Source organism: Janthinobacterium sp. HH102 (genome assembly GCF_001758625.2).
Classification (GTDB): Bacteria; Pseudomonadota; Gammaproteobacteria; order Burkholderiales; family Burkholderiaceae_D; genus Janthinobacterium.
This window is the reverse complement of the sequence record NZ_CP062062.1, coordinates 4413634-4433659: the sequence shown is the minus strand read 5'-3', so window position 1 is coordinate 4433659 and position 20026 is coordinate 4413634. Positions and strand designations below refer to the sequence as shown.

Here is a 20026-nt window from a genome sequence, read left to right as displayed (position 1 = left end):
ACTTACTTCAGCTGCTCGTGCAGGAAGGTGTAGGTCAGCGCCCACATCAGCGCCTGCTGGTCGTTGTTGGCGGCGCCCGCGTGGCCGCCTTCCGTGTTTTCCCAGTACAGCACGTCGTGGCCTTGCTCTTCCATCTTCGCCACCATCTTGCGCGCATGGCCTGGGTGGACGCGGTCGTCGCGTGTCGAGGTGGTAAACAGCACGCGCGGATATTTCTTGTCCTTGAAGACGTTCTGATACGGCGAGTACTTGCTGATGTAGGCCCATTGTTCCGGCACGTCCGGATCGCCGTACTCACCCATCCACGAAGCGCCCGCCAGCATCTTGTTATAGCGGCGCATGTCGAGCAGCGGCACCTGGCTGACGACGGCGTTGAACAAATCGGGACGCTGCACCAGCACGGCGCCCGTCAGCAGGCCGCCATTGCTGCCGCCCATGATGCCCAGGTGGCGCGGACTGGTGACCTTGCGCTTGATCAGGTCCTGCGCCACCGAGATGAAATCGTCATACGCGCGCTGGCGGTTTTCCTTCAGCGCCGCCTGGTGCCAGCGGGGGCCGAATTCGCCGCCGCCGCGGATATTCGCCAGCACATACACGCCGCCCTTTTCCAGCCACGCCACGCCCGTGGTGCCGCTGTAGCTCGGTTTGAGCGACACTTCAAAGCCGCCATAGCCATACAGCACGGTGGGGTTGCTGCCGTCGAATTTCGTCTTCTTGCTCATGATGGCGAAGTAGGGCACCTTGGTGCCGTCCTTCGACGTCGATTCGAACTGCTCCACCTTGTACGGCGCCGCATCGTAGTAGGCGGGCAGCGACTTGATTTTCGTGCGCTGGTCGCTTTGCGCCGTGGCCAGATACAGGGTGGTCGGATTGAGGAAGTCGGTCACCGTCAGGAAGTACTGGTCCGAATCGACCGGGTCGAGCGCGCTGACGGCCAGGGTGCCCAGCTTCGGCGCGTCGACGGCGCGGCGTTGCCACTTGCCGTTCACGTGGCGCAGTTCCGTCAGGCGGTTCTTGACCTTGTCCAGGGTGGTGACGAGGATGGCCGATTTGGTGGCCGTAACATTGTCCAGCGACGAGGTGGCCGTGGGCGCGTACAGCACTTCCAGCGCCTGCTTGCCTTGCATGAAGGCCTTGAAGTCGGTCGCCAGCAGCGAGCCTTGCACGTAGGTCTTGCCGTTCACTTTCCAGTCCGAGCGCAGGGTGATGATCAATTGATCGCGTACGGTGAAGGCCGTCGCGTCGTCCGGCTTCGGCACTTTTTTCAGATCGGCGCCTTCGCGCAGGAACATTTCGCCGCTGTAGAAATCGATTTGCCGCTCGATGAACTGGTGTTCGTGGCCGGGCGTGAAGTCCTTGTAGGCGCCCGCGCTCAGGTCGTCGGGTTTGGCTTCATACAAGGTGTGCGCCTGCGCCAGCGGCGTGCCGCGCTGCCACTGTTTGATGATGCGCGGGTAGCCCGAGCTGGTCATCGAGCCGGGGCCGAAATCGGTGGACACGAACAAGGTGTCCTGGTCGATCCAGCTGGCGCTGCCCTTCGCTTCGGGCAGGGTGAAGCCGCCGTCGACAAAGGCGCGCTTGGCCACGTCATATTCGCGCACCACCTTGGCGTCGCCGCCGCCGCGCGACAGGGAAATGAGGCAGCGTTCGCCCTTCGGATACAGGCAGGAGGCGCCGCCCCAGACCCAGTTTTCATGCTCGCCGGCGGCCAGCTGGTCGAGGTCGATCACGGTTTCCCACGCCGGTTCGGCCAGCTGGTACTGCGCCAGGGTGGTGCGGCGCCAGATGCCGCGCACGTGCTGGGCATCGCGCCAGAAATTGTAGTAAAACGCGCCTTCCTTGCTGACGTAGGGAATGCGTTCCTTCGAGTTGAGGATGGTTTTCAGGCGCGCCTGCAGGGCCGCGAAGCCGGGCTGGGCTTCCAGCTCTTTGGTGGTGACGGCATTGTGCTGCTTGACCCAGGCCAGCGGCTTGTCGCCGAGGACTTCTTCCAGCCACAAATGGGGATCGGTGTTGGCGGCGGCAGGGGCGGGGGCTTGCGCGTGGGCGAGGCCCGCTGCGGCCAGGCCGAGCAGCATGCTGCCGGCGAGAGTGCGATATGACGACATGTAAGGTTCCTGGTTGGTCCGGTGGAGGCCGCGTTGCAGGCAAAACGGCGCAGCCATGGTGCCATGGATTGCTGTGAGGAACCAGTGTCTATGGACGGCTACCTGAAAAAATAGTTACTTTTCCAATATTGTTTGCTGGAAAAGAGCAGGGCCGTAGAATCTGCGGCACTTGGTGTACCAGTCCGTGCCGTTGCCGTGCCCTGATGCGCGGCGTTCACGGCAGCTGATTGACCCACACGGGCGCCGACCAGACGATGTTGCCGTCGTCCTGCGTCAGGCGCGCGTAATAGACATGGGGGCCGGGCGCGGGCGTGACGGTGAGCTCGGCCTGGTCCGACAGTTGCGTGACGGAGCCGTTGCCGCCCGGTACGCCGTGGAAAATGGCGACGGCCGCCGCTTGCCGGCCCGCGCTGTTGCTGAAACTGGTAGACAGTTGCAAGGGCCCGTGGTTGTCGAAACGCTCGCCCATCAGCTTGCCATTGGCCGTGAACAGCAGCTGCGCGTGCTTGTCCATGGTGGCAAACGCGCGGCGCGCGCGCAGCGCGTCGAGGAAGCTGTCGCGTGACACGGGCATGCCGGCGGCCGGGCTGGCCACCAGCACGGCCGTGCGGTTGCCGTACGACGCGCCCCAGTTGGCGCAGTGGTTGTCCTGGTTGCTGCTGAAGGCCACGTGGTAGCCGGCCGCCAGGGCACGGTTGCAGGCCGCCTCGTAATTGCTGCGCCGCGTTTCCGTTTCCTGGTCGTTGGTGGAAAACGCGGATGTATTCATCACTTCGCACAGCACCATGGCCGCATCGCCGTCCGGCGTGTAGCCGAGCGGCTGGCCATCGACGAGAAACTGGCCCGCATAGGCAGGGTGGTTGAACTGGCCTATCCAGCCCCGTTCGCGCATCAGCGCATACAGGGCGGCGTAGTCGCTTTTCGGCGTTTCCAGGTCGGCCAGCAATTCGCCCCGGGCATTCCTTTCCCAGCCCAGCAATTGGTCGCTATTGAAGATGTTCAGGTGGCCGCCCTTGTTGATGACGCCCCATTCCATGCCGTACAGGGCCAGGAAACCGGGGTGGGCGTTTGTATAGGCGGCCGCTTCGGCCAGCCCCGTCTGGTACAAGGCCTTCGCTTCGGCAGGCGTGGCTGCGGGATTGGTTCCGTCCGAACCGTCATACATATGGTTGTGCTCGGATGTCAGCAGGGCGTCCAGGCCGTGATCCTGCGCATATTTATAGGCGTCGATGGGGCCGAACGGCGCCGTTTGCGGCTCCTGCGCGCCATGGCAGGCATCAAGCGCCGCGCCGCCGTCGCTGTGGCGCGTCTGGCTGTGCAGGTTGGCGTAGACGATGCGGTAGCCGGGCTCCTCATCCAGGCGAGACAGTTGTTGCAGGCCGGCCTGGAAGGCGGGCACCCGGGGCGCCGTGCTGGCGCCCCGCTGCACCGCGATTTGCCATTGCTGTTCCACCTGCGCTTCGCGCGGCGTGCCGGCATTGGCCACGGCCAGCAGGCGCAGCTCGTACAAGCCGTCCGGCGCCATCACGCGCCGTTCGCGCGCATCGGCATCGGCGCGGCCATCCCAGGGCAAGTTGACGCGCTTGCCGCTGGCGCCCACCTGTTCCATGCCCGACCAGCGCCGCAGCACGGCGCCTTGCGGACCGGGACCGGACAAGGTCAAGGTCCAGCGCACGGCATGCGGGCGGCCTTCGTCCGGATAGCTGAGCCGCACGACGAATGTGCGCGCCTGCGTGACCCGCTCGCCGCGCGCCGCGTGGAACGGTGCGAATACCGTGGCGTCCAGCTCGCTGTGCTCCCTCGGTTCGGGAGAGACATCTTGCGCTGCGGCAGTGTTACTCCAGGCGATCAGGAGCGCACCCACGCAGACGCATGCCAGTGCGCGCGCCAAGCCGCGCCGTGGCTGCCATTGCCGCAGTTGCCCGAACATGCCGGCCTCCGCTTCATGAACTCAATATCAATTAGACAAACATTGCACTTTCGAGTTCCGCAACGCACCAAGAAGAGGCGCGCCTGCACCGCCAGGTGCCATGACCTGGCGCAAAGTCCGTACAAATACGCACCCTGCCCCTGGGACGGGCCTGGCACGGCGCTTGCTAAACAGAAGGGACGGATCAACGGCGATCCCCTGAATAAACGCACAACGGTCCAACGACGGACCACCTGGACAACGGCGTCCGCTCTGGCTGATTTTTTCATCGGCGGGGGCGGGCGCCGTTTTTGTTTGCATCTTTGTTATTTTCGGGATACTTCGGGAAACCATCATGGCCAGCCAAAAAGCAACGCGCATCGCGCTCTTCTCCCTCGCCACGCCGCCCATGCGGGCATTCCACCTGACGTGGATGGCATTTTTCGTGTGTTTCTTCGCCTGGTTCGCCTGCGCACCCCTGATGCCGGTCATCAAGGGCGAGTTCGGCCTTTCCTTGGCGCAAGTGGCGAACATCAATATCGCGGCCGTCGCCATCACCATCCTCGTGCGCCTGATCGTCGGGCCCTTGTGCGACCGCTACGGCCCCCGCAAGACGTACACGGGCTTGCTGCTGCTCGGTGCCATTCCCGTGCTGGGCGTGGCCGCGTCGCAAAGCTATGAAAGCTTTCTGTTCTTCCGCCTGGGCATCGGCGCCGTCGGCGCCAGCTTTGTCATCACGCAATATCACACCTCCGTGATGTTCGCTCCGCGTGTTGTCGGCACGGCAAACGCGGCCGCCGCCGGCTGGGGCAATGCGGGCGGCGGCGCGGCGCAGGCGCTGATGCCGCTGCTGCTCGGCGCCGTGCTGATGCTGGGCGTGTCCGAATCGCTGGGCTGGCGCGTGGCCCTGCTGGTGCCGGGCGTGCTGATGCTGGTGATGGCCGTGCTGTACTGGCGTTATACGCAGGATTGCCCTGAAGGTAATTACTCGGACTTGCGCGCCGCCGGCACCGCCATCGAAGGCGGTAAAGGTGGTGGTAAAAGCGGTGGCTGGGACAGTTTCAAGGCCGCCAGCAGCAATTATCGCGTCTGGCTGCTGTTTGTCACCTACGGCGCCTGCTTCGGCATCGAAATCTTCATCCACAACATCGCCGCCGTCTACTACGTCGACCATTTCGGCCTGTCGTTGAAATCGGCTGGCCTGGCCGCCGGCAGCTTCGGCCTGCTGGCGCTGTTTGCCCGCGCTTTGGGCGGCTGGCTGTCCGACAAGCTGGCCCTGCGCGGCAACCTGAACAGCCGCGTGACGCTGCTGTTCATGCTGATGATAGGCGAAGGCGTGGGCTTGCTGTGGTTTGCCAAGGTCGACAGCGTCACCTGGGCCGTCATCGCCATGCTGGTCTTCGGCCTGTTCACCCACATGGCGTGCGGTGCCACCTACGCGCTGGTGCCCTTCATCGACAGCAAGGCTCTCGGCGGCGTGGCCGGCATCATCGGCGCGGGCGGCAACGTGGGCGCCGTGGCGGCCGGTTTCCTGATGAAAGGCACGGGCGACATCCGCCAGACCTTGATCATCCTCAGCGCGCTGGTGGTGATTTCGGCCCTGTGCGCCATCGCCGCCCGTTTCACGGGCCTGGCGGCCGAACCGAACATGGCCGCGGCCTGAGGAGAGCGCAATGAACCACCCCTTGAACATCGTCGTCCTTGGCCATGGCATGGTCGGGCATAAATTCCTCGAACGCCTGGCACTGGACAACGCGCCGCACCTGTCCGTGACGGTCTTGTGCGAAGAGCCGCGCCCCGCCTACGACCGGGTGCACCTGTCCGAATTTTTCAGCGGCAAATCGGCCGAGGACCTGTCGCTGGTGGCGCCCGGCTTTTTCGACAAGGGCAACGTCGTGTTAAAGCTCAATGCGCGCGCCGTGTCCATCGACCGCGCGGCGAAAACCGTCACTGCCAGCACGGGTGAAGTGCTGGCCTACGACAAACTCGTGTTTGCCACCGGCTCGACGCCGTTCGTGCCGCCGCTGCCGGGCAAGGAGCGCGATGGCTGCTTCGTCTACCGCACCATCGAAGACCTGGAAGCCATGCTGGCCTGGGGTGCCAAGTCGAAAACGGGCGTGGTCATCGGCGGCGGCTTGCTGGGCCTCGAATGCGCGAAAGCCTTGCGTGATTTGAAGCTCGACACCCACGTGGTGGAATTCGCGCCGCGCCTGATGGCCGTGCAGGTGGACGAGGGCGGCGCGCGCGTCTTGCGCCGCAAGATCGAGGAGCTGGGCGTGACCGTGCACACGCAAAAGAATACGCTGGCCATCGTTGACGGCGAATCAGCCACGCACCGCATGCAGTTCGCCGACGGCAGCCACCTGGAAGCGGACATGATCGTCTTTTCGGCCGGCATCCGCCCGCGTGACGAACTGGCGCGCGCCTGCGGCCTGGACGTGGGACCGCGCGGCGGCATCGCCATCGACGACCGCTGCGTCACCTCCGACCCGGACATCTATGCCATCGGCGAATGCGCGCTGTGGGGCGGCCTGGTGTTCGGCCTGGTGGCGCCCGGCTACGAAATGGCCCGCATCGCTGCCCGCCACCTGCTGCAGGAGGAAGAAGGAGAAGCGGGCGAAGCCTCGTTCAAGGGCGCCGACATGAGCACCAAGCTCAAACTGATGGGCGTGGACGTGGCCAGCCTGGGCGACCCGCACGGCAATGCGCCGGGCAGCCGCTCCTACCAGTTCATGGACGAGCGCAAGCAGATCTACAAGAAGATCGTCGTTTCCGACTGCGGCAAGTACCTGCTGGGCGGCGTGATGGTGGGCGACGCCAGCGAATACGGCACGCTCTTGCAGATGATGCTCAACAAGATCGAGCTGCCGGCATCGCCGGAATTCCTCATCCTGCCGCAGGCGGACGGCCAGCAAAAGGCGGGACTCGGTGTGGATGCCTTGCCCGAGTCGGCGCAAATCTGCTCGTGCAACGACGTGTCGAAAGGCGCGCTGTGCGCGGCCGTGGCCGATGGCGCCACCAGCATCGGCGCATTAAAATCCTGCACGAAAGCCGGCACGGCCTGCGGCGGCTGCGTGCCGCTGGTGACGCAGATCATGAAGGCGGAAATGCAGAAGCAGGGCCTGGCCGTCAACAACCACGTGTGCGAACACTTTGCGTACTCGCGCCAGGAATTGCACCATCTGGTGCGCGTGGGAAAAATCCGCAGCTTCGGCGCGCTGCTGTCCGCGCATGGAAAGGGTCTTGGTTGCGACGTGTGCAAGCCCGTGGCGGCGAATATCCTGGCGTCTTGCTGGAACGATTTCGTGCTGTCGCCCGTGCACGCCAGCCTGCAGGACAGTAACGATTATTTTCTCGGTAATATCCAGAAGGATGGCACGTATTCCGTCGTGCCGCGCATGCCGGGCGGCGAAGTGACGGCCGATGGCTTGATCGCCGTGGGCATGGTGGCGAAAAAATACGGTCTCTATACGAAGATCACGGGCGGCCAGCGGGTCGACCTGTTCGGCGCGCGCGTGGACCAGTTGCCGGCCATCTGGGAAGAGCTGATCGCGGCCGGCTTCGAGTCGGGCCACGCCTACGGCAAGTCGCTGCGCACGGTGAAATCGTGCGTCGGCTCCACCTGGTGCCGCTATGGCGTGGCCGACAGCGTGGGCTTCGCGATTCAACTGGAGAACCGCTACAAGGGCTTGCGCACGCCGCACAAGATCAAGTTCGGCGTCTCCGGCTGCACGCGCGAATGCGCCGAGGCGCAAGGCAAGGACATCGGCCTTATCGCCACGGAAAAGGGCTGGAATTTGTACGTGTGCGGCAATGGCGGCATGAAGCCGCGCCATGCGGAATTGCTGGCATCCGATCTCGATGAAGCGACCCTGGTGCGCTATGTCGACCGCTTTTTGATGTTTTACGTGCGCACGGCCGACCGCCTGCAGCGCACCAGCGTGTGGCGCGACAACCTGGAAGGGGGCCTCGACTACCTGAAAGCCGTCGTCGTGGCCGACCGTCTGGGCATCGCCCACGAGCTGGAAGCGGACATGCAGCACGTGGTCGACACCTATGCCTGCGAGTGGAAGGAAGCCGTCTCGAATCCCGCCGTGCGCCAGCGTTTCCGCCATTTCGTCAACAGCGGGAAGAACGATGAAAACGTCGTGTTCGTGGAAGAGCGGGGCCAGATCCGGCCCGCCACGCCCCTTGAACGCCGCAACACCGTGATCCCCATCCTTGCCGTGGAGGCGTGAGCCATGAATGCGATGAATGAATTGAACAGCGCCAGCGCCGACAACTGGGTGGCCATCTGCCCCTTGACGGACATCGTGCCCGACACGGGCGTGTGCGCGCTGCTGGGTGGCCGGCACGTGGCCGTGTTCCGCGTCGGCGATGCCGCGCCGCGCGTGTACGCCATCGACAATGTCGACCCGAACGCGGGCGCTTCCGTGCTCTCGCGCGGGCTGGTGGGCAGCATCGGCGAGCGCGTCGTGGTGGCGTCGCCCATCTACAAGCAGCACTTCGACCTGGCCAGCGGCGAGTGCATCGAAGCACCTGAACACTCGGTGGCCGCCTGGCCGGCGCGCGTGTTCGGCGGCATGGTGTGGGTGGCCCTGTGAACACCGCCGCACGGCCGTCTTTAGTCGTGGTCGGCAACGGCATGGCCGGCATGCGCACGGTCGAGGAATTGCTGAAACTCGCGCCGGACCTGTACGACATCACCGTCTTCGGCGCCGAACCGCACGGCAATTACAACCGCATCCTGCTGTCTCCCGTGCTGGCCGGCGAAAAGACGGTGGACGACATCATGCTGCACACGCGCGACTGGTATGCGCACAACGGCATCACCCTGCACGCGGGCGACCCCGTGGTACACATCGACCGCCAGGCGCGCACGGTGCAGGCGCTGTCGGGCATCGAGGTGCGCTATGACCGCCTGCTGCTGGCCACCGGTTCCACCCCGTTCATCGTGCCCGTGCCGGGCCACGAACTGCCCGGCGTGATCGGTTTTCGCGATATCGACGATGTCGACACCATGCTGCGGGCGGCGCGCCAGCACCGCCACGCGGTCGTCATCGGCGGCGGCTTGCTGGGACTGGAAGCGGCCAACGGCCTGCAGCGCCAGGGCATGGACGTCACGGTGGTGCACATGAGCGGCGCCCTGATGAACCAGCAGCTCGACGCGCCCGCATCGATGCTGCTGAAATCGGCGCTGGAAGCGCGCGGCCTGCGGTTTTTGATGCAGGCGCAAACGTCGGCCATCATGGGCAGCACCCGCGTGGAAGGCGTGCAGTTTGCGGACGGCAGCAGCATTCCCGCCGACCTGGTGGTGATGACGGCCGGCGTGCGTCCCAACATCGTGCTGGCGCAAGCGGCCGGCCTGCACTGCGAACGGGCCATCGTCGTCGACGACTGCCTGCAAAGCTACGACCCGCGCGTGTACGCCGTGGGCGAATGCGTGCAGCACCGGCGCGCCACCTTCGGTCTGGTCGCGCCCATATGGGAACAGGCGCGCGTGTGCGGCGCGCATCTGGCCGGCGCCGGGCACCGCCGCTACGTGCAGCAAGCCAGCGCCACCAAATTGAAAGTGACGGGCATCGACCTGTATTCGGCCGGCGACATCATCGGCGGCGAGGGCAGCGAAGACCTGGTGCTGCGCGATCCGAGGCGTGGCGTCTACAAGCGGCTCGTGGTGCAGGGCAGCCGCCTGGCCGGCGCCGTGCTGTATGGCGACGTGCAGGACGGTCCGTGGTATTTCGACCTGATCCAGCAGCGCCGCGACATCAGCAAGCTGCGCGCCCATTTATTGTTTGGCCAGGCGCTGTGCGCCCAGGCCGCCTGACAGCGACCAACAGGATACGCCCATGACCAGCTGCACGCCCGTGAAAACCACTTGCCCGTACTGCGGCGTCGGCTGCGGCGTGGAAGCGACACGCCTGCCCGACGGCGCCATCCGCATCGCCGGCGATACAACGCACCCGGCCAACCTGGGCCGCCTGTGCGTGAAAGGTTCGGCCCTGGGCGACACCCTGGACCTCGAACAGCGCCTGCTCTACCCGCAGGTGCGCGCCGACGGCGTGCTGCGGCGCGCTTCCTGGGATGCCGCGCTGGACCAGGTGGCCGGCGGCCTGCGCGCCATCATCGATGAGCACGGCCCCGACGCCGTCGCCCTGTATGTCTCGGGCCAGCTGCTGACGGAAGACTATTACATCGCCAACAAATTCATGAAGGGCTATGTGGGCAGCGCGAACATCGACACCAATTCGCGCCTGTGCATGTCCTCGGCCGTCGCCGGCCACAAGCGCGCGTTCGGCGAAGACATCGTGCCCGGCTGCTATGAAGACCTGGAGCTGGCCGACATGGTCGTGCTGGTGGGCTCGAACACGGCCTGGTGCCACCCGATTTTGTTCCAGCGCATCGCCCGCATCCGCGAAACCCGGCCGGAGATGAAGCTGGTGGTGATCGACCCGCGCCGCACGGCCACCTGCGAGCTGGCCGACCTGCATTTGCCCGTGAAACCGGGCACCGACGTGTGGCTGTTCAACGGCTTGCTGTGCTATCTGGCGAAGGAGGGCGTGATCGCCGACGCTTTCGTCACGCGGCACAGCCGCGGCCTCGACGCAGCGCTGGCGGCCGCCCACGCGGACTGCGGCGACCCCTTGCAGGTAGCGCGCATCTGCAAGGTCGACCCGCAAGCCCTGCTGGCGTTTTACCAGGCGTTTGCCGCCACGCGCAAGGTCGTCACGGCCTTTTCGCAGGGCGTGAACCAGTCGTCCTCCGGTACGGACAAGGTCAACAGCATCATCAACTGCCACCTGGCGACGGGTCGCATCGGCCAGCCCGGCATGGGGCCGTTTTCGCTCACGGGCCAGCCGAACGCCATGGGCGGGCGCGAAGTAGGGGGCCTGGCCAACATGCTGGCGGCGCACCTTGAACTGGACAATCCGCTGCACCGCGACACCGTGCAAACCTTCTGGGACTCTCCGCGCATCGCCGCCAAACCGGGCTTGAAGGCGGTGGACCTGTTCCACGCGATCGAGGCGGGCAAGGTCAAAGCCGTGTGGATCATCGCCACCAATCCCCTGGTCAGCATGCCGGACGCCGACCAGGTGCGCCGCGCGCTGGCCACGTGCGAGCTGGTGGTGGTGTCGGACATCAGCGCGCAGTCGGACACGAATGCCCATGCCGACGTGCTGCTGCCGGCCCTGGGCTGGGGCGAGAAGGACGGCACGGTGACGAACTCCGAGCGCCGCATCTCGCGCCAGCGCGCGTTCTTGCCGGCGCCGGGCGAGGCGCGTGCCGACTGGGACGTGCTGTGCGACGTGGCGCGCCGCATGGGTTATGACGGCTTCGATTTCGCGGCGCCGCAAGCCATTTTTGCCGAACACGCACGGCTGTCGACCTTCCGCAACGGGGCGGAAACGGCGCGGCTGTTCAATCTGGCGGGCCTGGACAAGCTGGATGCGGCGCAGTACGACGCCCTGGCGCCACAGCAGTGGCCGCAGGGCCGGGCGCGCCTGTTCGGCGACGGCCGCTTCGCCCATGCGGACGGGCGCGCGCGCTTCGTGCCGACGGCGCCGCGCGCGCCGCACAACATGCCCGGCGAGGACTATCCGCTGATCCTGAACACGGGCCGGGTGCGCGACCAGTGGCATACGATGACGCGCACGGGCAAGGCGGCCAAACTGTCGGGCCATGTCGCCGAAGCGTTCATCGATATCCACCCGCAGGATGCGCTGCTGTACGGCGTGCGCGAAGGCGAACTGGCGCGCATCACCAGCGCCTGGGGCGCGATGGTGGCGCGCGTCGTGCATGGCGGCGGCATCGCGCGCGGCCAGGTCTTCGTGCCCATCCACTGGAGCGACGCGAATGCGTCCGACGCGCGCGTGGGTGCCGTCGTCAATCCGGTCGTCGATCCCGTCTCGGGCGAACCGGAATTCAAGCACACGCCCGTGCGCATCGAACAATTCCGCGTGCACTGGCATGCGTTTGTCCTGAGCCGCACGCCCTTGGCCCTGGACGGCGTGGCGCACTGGACGCGCATCCAGGGCGAGCAGTTCCTGCGCTACGAACTGGCGGGCCGCCAGCGCATCGAGGATCTCGGCGCCTGGGCGCGCGCGCTGCTCGGCGTCACGGACGACAACGCCGACTGGCTCGATTACGCGGATGCCAGCGCCGGCGTGTACCGCGCCGTGCACCTGGACGAGGGACGCATCGCGCAATGCGTGTATGTCTCGCCCCGTCCCGACCTGCCGTCGCGCAGCTGGCTGGCCGGCCTGTTTGCGCATGCGCAAATGGATGCGCTTGATCGCGCCGGCGTGCTGCTGGGCCAGCCCATCGGCAAGGGCGTGGACGCCGGTCCCATCGTGTGCTCGTGCTTTGGCGTGGGGCGCAACACCATTTGCGCGGCCATCGCCGGGCAGAAACTGGAGACGACGGCGCAGGTGACGGCCTGCGTCAAGGCGGGCGGCAATTGCGGCTCCTGCGTGCCGGAGATACGACAGTTGCTGCTTGAAGCGCGCAGCGCGGCCTGATCATCTGTCCTTTCCCGCGCGGCTTTGCTATATTGCCAGCTCTACAAGGGGAGAGGCAATGTGATGACGGCAGGACAATACGACACGGTCTGGCTGACGGGCTTGAGCGGCGCCGGCAAGTCCAGCATCGCCGACGCGCTGGCGCGCCAGCTCAAGGAGCAGGGGTGCGCCGTGGCAGTACTCGATGGCGACCAGCTGCGCCATGGCTTGAATCGCGACCTGGGTTTTACGCCCCAAGACCGGCATGAAAATATCCGCCGCACGGCCGAAGTGGCGCGCCTGATGAACGGGGCGGGCTTGACTGTCATCGCCGCCTTCATTTCTCCCTACCGCGCAGACCGGGCCATGGCCGCCGCCATCATCGGCGCGGCGCATTTCATTGAAGTCCACGTCAGCACGCCGCTGGCCGTGTGCGAGGCGCGCGACCCGAAGGGCCTGTATGAAAAGGCGCGGGCAGGGAAGCTGGCGCAATTCACGGGCGTTTCCGCACCCTATGAAGCGCCGCTGGCCGCCGCGCTGACCCTGGACACGGGCACCCTGGCGCTGGACGAGTCGGTCGAGCGCATTTGCCGCTACCTGCGGCAGCGGCCGTGACGACCTGGCGCAAACGATTGCGCCGGCGCCTGCCCGCCAGCCTGAAGGCGCGCATGAGCGTGGTCGTCTTTCTGCTCGTGCTCGCTGCCGTGGCCTCGCTGGCGCTGGCCACCCTGTCCGTGGCCGAGCGCGGCATGCGCGATGTGACGGGGCGCCAGCAGTACGTATCGCTGTCCAGCGCCGCCGTCTTCATCGATGAGGAACTCGACGCGAAGCGCAACGTGCTGCGCGCCATTGCCGACAGCCTGCCGGCCGGCGGCGCGCACGACGGCGCCAGCCTGCAGCGTTACCTGGCTGCGCAAACGGTGCTGCGCAAGGAATTTTATTCGGCCGGCGTGGTCGGTATCGACGGGGCCGTGCTGGCCAGCGTGAGTCCCTTCAAGCCGCAGGCGGGGCTGAATGTGAAGGGCCGCCCTTACTTTGAACAGACGCTGGCGACCCGGCGCTCGGTGATTTCCGCGCCCCTCAACGGCAGCATTTCCGGCATGCCCATCGTCGTGGTCACGCAACCCGTGTTCGACGCGCGGGGCGCCGTGCGCTATGTGCTGGCGGCCAGCGTCAACCTGCGCCAGCCCGATTTCCTGGGCCGCCTGGGCGCCCTCAAGCCGGGCACGGGCGGCTACCTGTACATCATGACCGGCGAAGGCATCATCGTCGAGCATCCCGACAAGTCGCGCATCATGCAGCATATCGAGGCGCATGGTCCCATCAGCATGTCCGCGCGGCGCGCCTTGCAGGGTTTCGAGGGCTGGCTGACGGGCACCACCACGCAAGGCGTCGATGCCCTGTTTGCCTACCACCGCATCGCGTCGACGGGCTGGATACTGGCGTCCGTGTATCCCATGCGCGACGCGTTCGCGCCGCTGCACGCCATCCGCAGCAAGATATTGCTGGCCGCCGTGCTGCTGGCGGCGCTGGCGGGGCTGGCCGGCTGGCGCGTGGTGCTGCGCCTGCTGCTGCCTTTGGCGCGGCTGCGCCACCATGTGCATGAAATCCGCCGCCAGCGCCTGGGCATCGAGGCGCTGCAAATCGAGCGGCGCGACGAGATCGGCGACTTGAGCCGCGATTTCTACTCGCTGATGGCCGAGCGCGAAATTGCCGTGGCGCAGACGCGCGACAGCGAGCGGCGTTTGAAACTGCTGACGGACCACGTGCCCGTGGTGATCGTCTATATCGACCGCGAGCACCGCTACCAGTTCATCAATGCGACGTTTGAAAAATGGTTCGGCAGATCGCAGCAGGAAAGCATGATGCAGTCGATCCGCGAGGTGCTGGGCGAGGAAGCCTACCAGTTGCGCGAACAATACCTGCGGCGCGCCTTCTCGGGCGAGGAGGTTGAATATGAGTTCACCATCGGCGGCGACGGAGACGCTGGCCAGCGCGCCTTCCAGACCAGCTACGTGCCCGACGTGGGCGAGAGCGGCGCGGTGGAAGGCGTGTATGGCCTGATCCACGAAATCACCAAGACCAGGGCCGTGCATACGGCGCTGCAGTTCGCCGCCGCCACGGATATCCTGACGGGCATCGCCAACCGGCGCCGTTTCGACGAACAGCTGGAATTGAGCATGCAGCGCACGCGGGCCGCGCGCGCGCCGATGGCGCTGGCCTATCTCGATATCGACCGTTTCAAGGCCATCAACGACAGCCTGGGACACAAGGCGGGCGACGAGGTGCTCAAGGAGTTCGCCGCGCGCCTGGTGCGCAGCGTGCGCGCCAGCGACCTGGTGGCGCGCCTGGCCGGCGATGAATTCGTGATCATTCTCGAAGGGGTGAACGGCGCGGCCGAAGTGCGCCAGGTCGGCGCCAAGATCGTCGAGGCCATCCGCCAGCCGTTTGCGCTGGCCGGCGGTCCGCTGCCGGTGACGACCAGCGTCGGCATGGCCATCTTCCGCGAGGGCGCGCTGACGCCGGCGCAGCTGCTGGATCTGGCCGACCAGGCCCTGTACGCCGCCAAGGGGCAGGGCCGCGACGGCGTGGCGCTGCGCGAGGCGGCGCCGTAGCCACTAAAGGATGGCGCTCCAGTGATCGAGCTGCTGCGTGGTGGCCGTCACGCCGCCGCACACGATGACGAGCACATTGCGGTAGGGAGCCAGTTCCGGCGCCTTGCCGTAGACGGCCGCCAGCGCCGCTCCGCAGGCCGGTTCCACCACCAGGCGCTGGTCGGCGACAAAGCGCTGGCAGGCGTCAACGGCGGCGCGGTCCGACACCACCACGCTGTGCAGCAGGCGAGTCTGGCTGATGGCGTATGCCTGGGCGCAGACCTGGCGCGCGGCCAGCGACGTGGCGATGCTGCTCACGGCCGGCAGGGCCACGTGTTCGCGCGCGGACACGGCCGCCGCCAGCGAAGCGGCGCCTTGCGTTTCGACGGCCACGATGGCCACGTCATCCCAGCCGTTGCGCTGCAAGCCTTCGGCCACGCCGGCCAGCAGGCCGCCGCCGCCCACCGACAGCACCACCGCGTCCGGTTTCAGGCCCGCGCGCGCTACTTCATCGATCATGCCGGCATGGCCCTGCCACAGCAGCGGGTCGTCGAACGGGTGCAAAAAAGCGTCTTGCGGCGTGAGCATCGATTGGGCCAGCGCGTTCGCTTCCTGCCAGGCGGCGCCGTGCACGATGACTTCGGCGCCTTCCTGGGCGATCAGGGCCTTGGCCCGTTCGCTCGTCGTTTCCGGCACGACGACGATGACGGGAATACCGAGCTGGCGTCCCGCATAGGCGACGGCGATGCCGGCATTGCCGCCGGAAGAGGAAATGAAGCGGCTGGCGCCGCGCCGCGCGTATTCTTCGCAGGCGAGGCCGATGCCGCGGATCTTGAAGGAGCCGGGTGGCTGCAAGGCTTCGAGCTTGAGCCAGATGGCGCGTTCGCTGAGCAGGCTCAGGGCGCGCGAGTTGAGCAAGGGAGTTTCGATGTGCAGGGCCATGCGTGTTCCTGGTAAACAGTCAGGCCAGCATCATAGCCGAAGCGCCCGCGCCACCGTGTCATCCTTGCCGGCAGTGCGCTGGCTGTCAGTTCAGCGGGACGCTTTTGAGGTGGTGCGTGCGCGCCACTTCCTTCATCGCTTCGAGCAGATCGTCGCGCAGCTGGCGCGGCAGCTTGCCGAAGAATTCCTCGTCGTTCTGGTCGGCCATTTCGGCCAGCACCGGTACCAGCGCCTCGCCTTCCGTGGTCAGTTCGATCGAATGCTGGCGGCGGTCGGCCAGCAGGATGGATTTGCTGACCATGCCCTTGCTTTCCAGGCGGTCGATCAGTTTCGACACGGCGCCCTTGCTCATGCCGGACACCTGCGCCAGCACCGTGGGCGAGGTGCAGCCCAGGCGGAACATTTCGCGCAGCACCACCCATTCGGACACCGTCACGCCATTGGCTTCGGCTTTCTTCTGGAAGCTGTGGGACACATGGTTGGAAACGAAACGCAGCCAGTAACCGAGATGGGCTTCCAGTTCGCTGACGGGAACGCTGTTGGGATGGGCGGCTTGCGTGGCGGCCGATTCAAAATTATGGCTCATTTCTCTTCCTTCACTGGGCGGCGTTGCCGGCATGGTTAAGGCCTTCACGCTTGCTGTCGAGTGGTTTGTTTGGGAACAATCGTCGTGCTTGAGGTATTTCTAACACTGTTTTCACAGGAAATCATTCAGCGGCAAAAAGTTTTTCCTTTTTCTCTTGCTCTAAATATATAAAAAGCAATATCAAGCAAATAATCGTATTGCTAGAGAGGAAGATTAAAAAAATAACTCATGTTGTATCAATGGTAACATGAATTTTGCCGAATTGATAAATATTTCAAGCGCGATCACTGTCGCATGGCACAGGTGTGTTGCCGGCGCTACTTAGAGCCTATCCCAGTAGATGAATACATCTCTTGCAAGCGCCCCTCAGAAGCGGGGACTGCGTTGTTCGTCGTCGCGTGGTTCGCCACGCGTCCTCCTCGCGCCTTGTCCGCGCTCCTGATGTGCTGCTTGCAAAAGACGCTCCCTACTGGGATAGGCTCTTAGCTGAACCGTTCCACGAGAAAATCGACGAAGCTGCGCAGCTTGGGCGAGCGATAGCGGTCCGGCAGGTAGACTACGTTCAAGGGGCGGCTGGGCAGCGCATGCGCGGGAAACAGCTGGACCAGGCGGCCCGCTTGCACGTCCGTTTCCAGCAGGAAGGCCGGTTGCAGCACGATGCCCATGCCATGCAGTGCAGCAACGCGCAGCGCCTGGCCGTGGTTGACTTGCAGGCGGCCCGAGACGGGCACGCTGCAGACGCCGTCCTCGCCTGTCAGGCGCCAATGCGCCAGGGCGGCGGGCGAGAAGGACAGGCATTCGTGCCGGCTCAGCTCGGCCGGGTGGCGCGGCGTTCCCCTGCGCGCCAGATAGTCGGGAGCGGCGCAGATCATCAGCCGGTAGGGCGCCAGCGGTCTGGCGATCAGCAGGGAATCGGGCAACTGGCCGATGCGGATGGCGGCCTCGAAACCTTCCTCCACCAGGTCGACCACGCGGTCGCTCAGCGACACATCGATGCTCACGTCGGGATAACGCTCCAGGTATGCGGCCATGGCGGGCATCAGCGCTTCCGCGCCGAAGGTGAGGGGCGCCGTGATGCGCAGCTTGCCGGCGGGCGCCAGTTGCAGGTTTTGCGCCTGGACATCGGTTTCGGCCACCAGCCTGAGGATTTCCTTGCAGCGCGCATAGTAATCCTCGCCGAAGGCCGTCAGGTGCTGGCGCCGGGTGGTGCGCTGGAGCAACTGCATGCCCAGGCGCTTTTCCAGCGTCCGCAGGTGGTTGCCGGCCATCGTCGCGGAGATCCCGCAGGCGGCCGCGGCGGCGCTCAAGCTGCCTTTTTCCACGGCCAGTACATACACCTTCATGCTGTCGAGCAAATCCATTGGCAATCCCTGGTGTCAAATCATTGAATCAAACCATAGTTTATCTATTAATGATTTTAAATGACACTGCTGTTTGTCCCGCCAGCGCGCGGCCACCCTGACCCATTGCCCGAGAACAGACCATGCAAGCCATCCAACTGACCGCTCCTTCCCTCACCGCGTTTCACCAGACCGAGCTGCCCGAGCCGCAGGCCGGGCGAGGCGAGGTGCTGCTGCGCCTGCGCGCCGCCACGCTGAACTTTCTCGACGTGGCCATTGCGACCGGCAACTTTGCCGGCGCGGCCTTTCCGCTGATTCCCGTCGCCGACGGCGCGGGCGAAGTGGCGGCGCTGGGCGAGGGCGTCAGCGGGCTGGCCGTCGGCGACCGCGTCATCCCGCACTTCATGCCGCGCTGGCAGGGCGGCGCCATCACGCCGCACAACGTGGGCGCGATGCGCGGCGTCACCTTGCCGGGTTCGCTGGCCGAATACGTGGCCGTCCCCGCCGCCAGCCTGGTCGCCTTGCCGGCCCACCTCGATTTTATCCAGGGTGCGGCCCTGCCGATTGCAGCCACGACGGCGTGGAATGCCGTGCGTTCGGCGCAAGTGCGCCCCGGATCGGTGGTGTTGCTGTTGGGAACGGGCGGCGTCAGCCTGTTTGCCTTGCAGTTCGCCAAGGCGTCGGGCGCCACGGTGATCCTCGCGTCGTCCAGCGATGACAAGCTGGAGCGGGCGCGCCAGCTGGGCGCCGACTACCTGATCAACTACCGGGCCGCGCCGGCCTGGGATGCGGAAGTGCTGAAACTGACGGGCGGGCGGGGCGCCGACCTGGTGGTCGAGACGGTGGGCGGCGCCACCATCGTGCGCTCGCTCAACGCGGCAGCGGTGGGCGGCACGGTCTTCACGGTGGGTTTTGTCGGCGGCACGGCGGCCAGCATCGATTTGCTTCCCGTCATCGTCAAGGCCTTGCGCATCGTCGGCAACAACACCGGTTCCGTGGCGGACCTGGCGCAGGCGGCCCAGGCCATCGCCGCGCATGGCATCGTGCCCGTCATCGACCGCGTGTTCGGCCTCGGCGACACGGCAGAAGCGTATGCGCAGCTGGCTGCCGGCGGCCGCCATGTCGGCAAGCTTGCCATCGCGCACTGAGCCGGCCGCAACACTGTCGCCGTCAGGCGGCGACGTGCACTTTCACGTTCGCGTCGCGCAGCACCTCGGCAAAGCGGGGCGGCGGCGGCGCGTCCGTAAACAGGATGTCGACTTGCGCCAGGTCGGCCAGGCGCACCAGCGCCTTGCGGCCGAATTTATGCTGGTCGGCCACCAGCCACACTTCGCGCGACTGCTCGATGATCGCTTGCGCCACCTTCACTTCGCGCGCGTCGAAGTCGCGCAGGCTGCCATCTTCGTCGATGCTGGAAATGCCGATGATGCCGATGTCGACCTTGAACTGGCGGATGAAGTCGATGGTGGCTTCGCCGACGATGCCGCGGTCGCGCCCGCGCACCACGCCGCCGGCCACGATGACTTCGCAGGCGGCGTTGTCGGCCAGGATGGCGGCCACGTTGAGGTTGTTCGTCACCACGTGCAAGCCCGTATGGCGGCCCAGCGCGCGCGCCACTTCCTCGGTCGTCGTGCCGATATTGATCAAGAGCGAACAGCCGTGCGGCACCTGCGCGGCGACGGCGGCGGCGATACGCCGCTTGGCGTCGCTGTTGAACACTTGTCGCTGGCTGTAATCGATGTTTTCCACGGACGAGGGCAAGCCGACTCCGCCGTGGTAGCGGGCCAGCAGGCGCGCTTCTTCCATCTGCTTGACGTCGCGGCGCACGGTCTGCGGCGTCACGTCCAGCTGCTGGGCCAGCTCCTCGACGGACATGGTGACCTTCTGGCGCACCACTTCGAGCAAGCGGCGCTGGCGGGGATTCAAAATCATGGGCTTGTCTCTTTAAAAAATACAAACGAACAAAAACGAACAAATAGTGATAAAAATATGTTGCTATCGATTCGCAATCTGGCGTATCTTATCCATATTGCATTCGAATTACAGCTG

General features: G+C 65.6%; 14 protein-coding genes. 8 read left to right on the top strand and 6 right to left on the bottom strand.

Features of this window, described 5'->3' with window-relative positions; genetic code table 11:
- Positions 1-2: 2 nt before the first annotated feature.
- Together JAB4_RS20160 and JAB4_RS20155 are read right to left on the bottom strand one after the other, a co-directional pair.
- Entirely contained in the window at positions 3-2108 is a 2106-nt protein-coding gene (locus JAB4_RS20160) for a prolyl oligopeptidase family serine peptidase (protein WP_070222235.1), read from the bottom strand.
- Between the two features lie 214 nt (positions 2109-2322).
- Complete coding sequence (locus JAB4_RS20155) at positions 2323-4038, bottom strand: CehA/McbA family metallohydrolase (protein ID WP_070222233.1); 1716 nt, start codon at positions 4036-4038, stop codon at positions 2323-2325.
- 334 nt (positions 4039-4372) lie between these two features.
- Between JAB4_RS20155 and JAB4_RS20150 the strand changes: the two genes are divergently transcribed.
- From JAB4_RS20150 to JAB4_RS20120, 7 genes are all read left to right on the top strand, one after another.
- Complete coding sequence (locus tag JAB4_RS20150) at positions 4373-5680, top strand: MFS transporter (protein WP_070222231.1); 1308 nt, start codon at positions 4373-4375, stop codon at positions 5678-5680.
- Positions 5681-5690: 10 nt separating this feature from the next.
- Positions 5691-8255: a nitrite reductase large subunit NirB gene (gene nirB, locus JAB4_RS20145; protein WP_070222229.1), complete on the top strand. Its 2565-nt coding sequence runs from the start codon at positions 5691-5693 to the stop codon at positions 8253-8255.
- 12 nt (positions 8256-8267) lie between these two features.
- Positions 8268-8621 carry a nitrite reductase small subunit NirD gene (gene nirD, locus JAB4_RS20140; RefSeq protein WP_070222340.1) on the top strand — a complete coding sequence of 118 codons (354 nt, stop codon included), beginning with the start codon at positions 8268-8270 and terminating at the stop codon, positions 8619-8621.
- Positions 8606-9844 (top strand): FAD-dependent oxidoreductase, encoded by a 1239-nt coding sequence (locus tag JAB4_RS20135; protein WP_217494546.1) that lies wholly within the window; start codon positions 8606-8608, stop codon positions 9842-9844. The genes nirD and JAB4_RS20135 overlap by 16 nt, the downstream gene beginning before the upstream one ends.
- Before the next feature lie 22 nt (positions 9845-9866).
- Positions 9867-12536, top strand: a complete 2670-nt coding sequence (locus JAB4_RS20130; RefSeq protein ID WP_070222224.1) for a nitrate reductase — start codon at positions 9867-9869, stop codon at positions 12534-12536.
- A gap of 63 nt (positions 12537-12599) precedes the next feature.
- The gene (gene cysC / locus JAB4_RS20125; RefSeq protein ID WP_083286970.1) at positions 12600-13130 is read left to right on the top strand and encodes an adenylyl-sulfate kinase; all 531 of its coding nucleotides are present in this window, start codon (positions 12600-12602) and stop codon (positions 13128-13130) included.
- Positions 13127-15130 (top strand): diguanylate cyclase, encoded by a 2004-nt coding sequence (locus JAB4_RS20120; RefSeq protein ID WP_139143557.1) that lies wholly within the window; start codon positions 13127-13129, stop codon positions 15128-15130. Before cysC ends, JAB4_RS20120 begins: the two co-directional genes overlap by 4 nt.
- 3 nt (positions 15131-15133) lie before the next feature.
- Here the strand turns inward: JAB4_RS20120 and JAB4_RS20115 are convergent, their stop codons facing one another.
- The 3 genes from JAB4_RS20115 to JAB4_RS20105 form a co-directional block, all read right to left on the bottom strand.
- The gene (locus JAB4_RS20115; RefSeq protein WP_070222222.1) at positions 15134-16051 is read right to left on the bottom strand and encodes a pyridoxal-phosphate dependent enzyme; all 918 of its coding nucleotides are present in this window, start codon (positions 16049-16051) and stop codon (positions 15134-15136) included.
- 85 nt (positions 16052-16136) lie between these two features.
- Positions 16137-16637: a MarR family transcriptional regulator gene (locus JAB4_RS20110; protein ID WP_070222220.1), complete on the bottom strand. Its 501-nt coding sequence runs from the start codon at positions 16635-16637 to the stop codon at positions 16137-16139.
- Between the two features lie 482 nt (positions 16638-17119).
- On the bottom strand, positions 17120-17998 hold the full coding sequence (locus JAB4_RS20105) for a LysR family transcriptional regulator (protein WP_070222218.1): 879 nt from the start codon (positions 17996-17998) through the stop codon (positions 17120-17122).
- A 122-nt stretch (positions 17999-18120) separates the two neighbouring features.
- Between JAB4_RS20105 and JAB4_RS20100 the strand changes: the two genes are divergently transcribed.
- Entirely contained in the window at positions 18121-19125 is a 1005-nt protein-coding gene (locus JAB4_RS20100; RefSeq protein ID WP_070222216.1) for an NAD(P)-dependent alcohol dehydrogenase, read from the top strand.
- 22 nt (positions 19126-19147) lie between these two features.
- Here the strand turns inward: JAB4_RS20100 and JAB4_RS20095 are convergent, their stop codons facing one another.
- Positions 19148-19909: a DeoR/GlpR family DNA-binding transcription regulator gene (locus tag JAB4_RS20095; protein WP_175444698.1), complete on the bottom strand. Its 762-nt coding sequence runs from the start codon at positions 19907-19909 to the stop codon at positions 19148-19150.
- Positions 19910-20026: the final 117 nt, after the last annotated feature.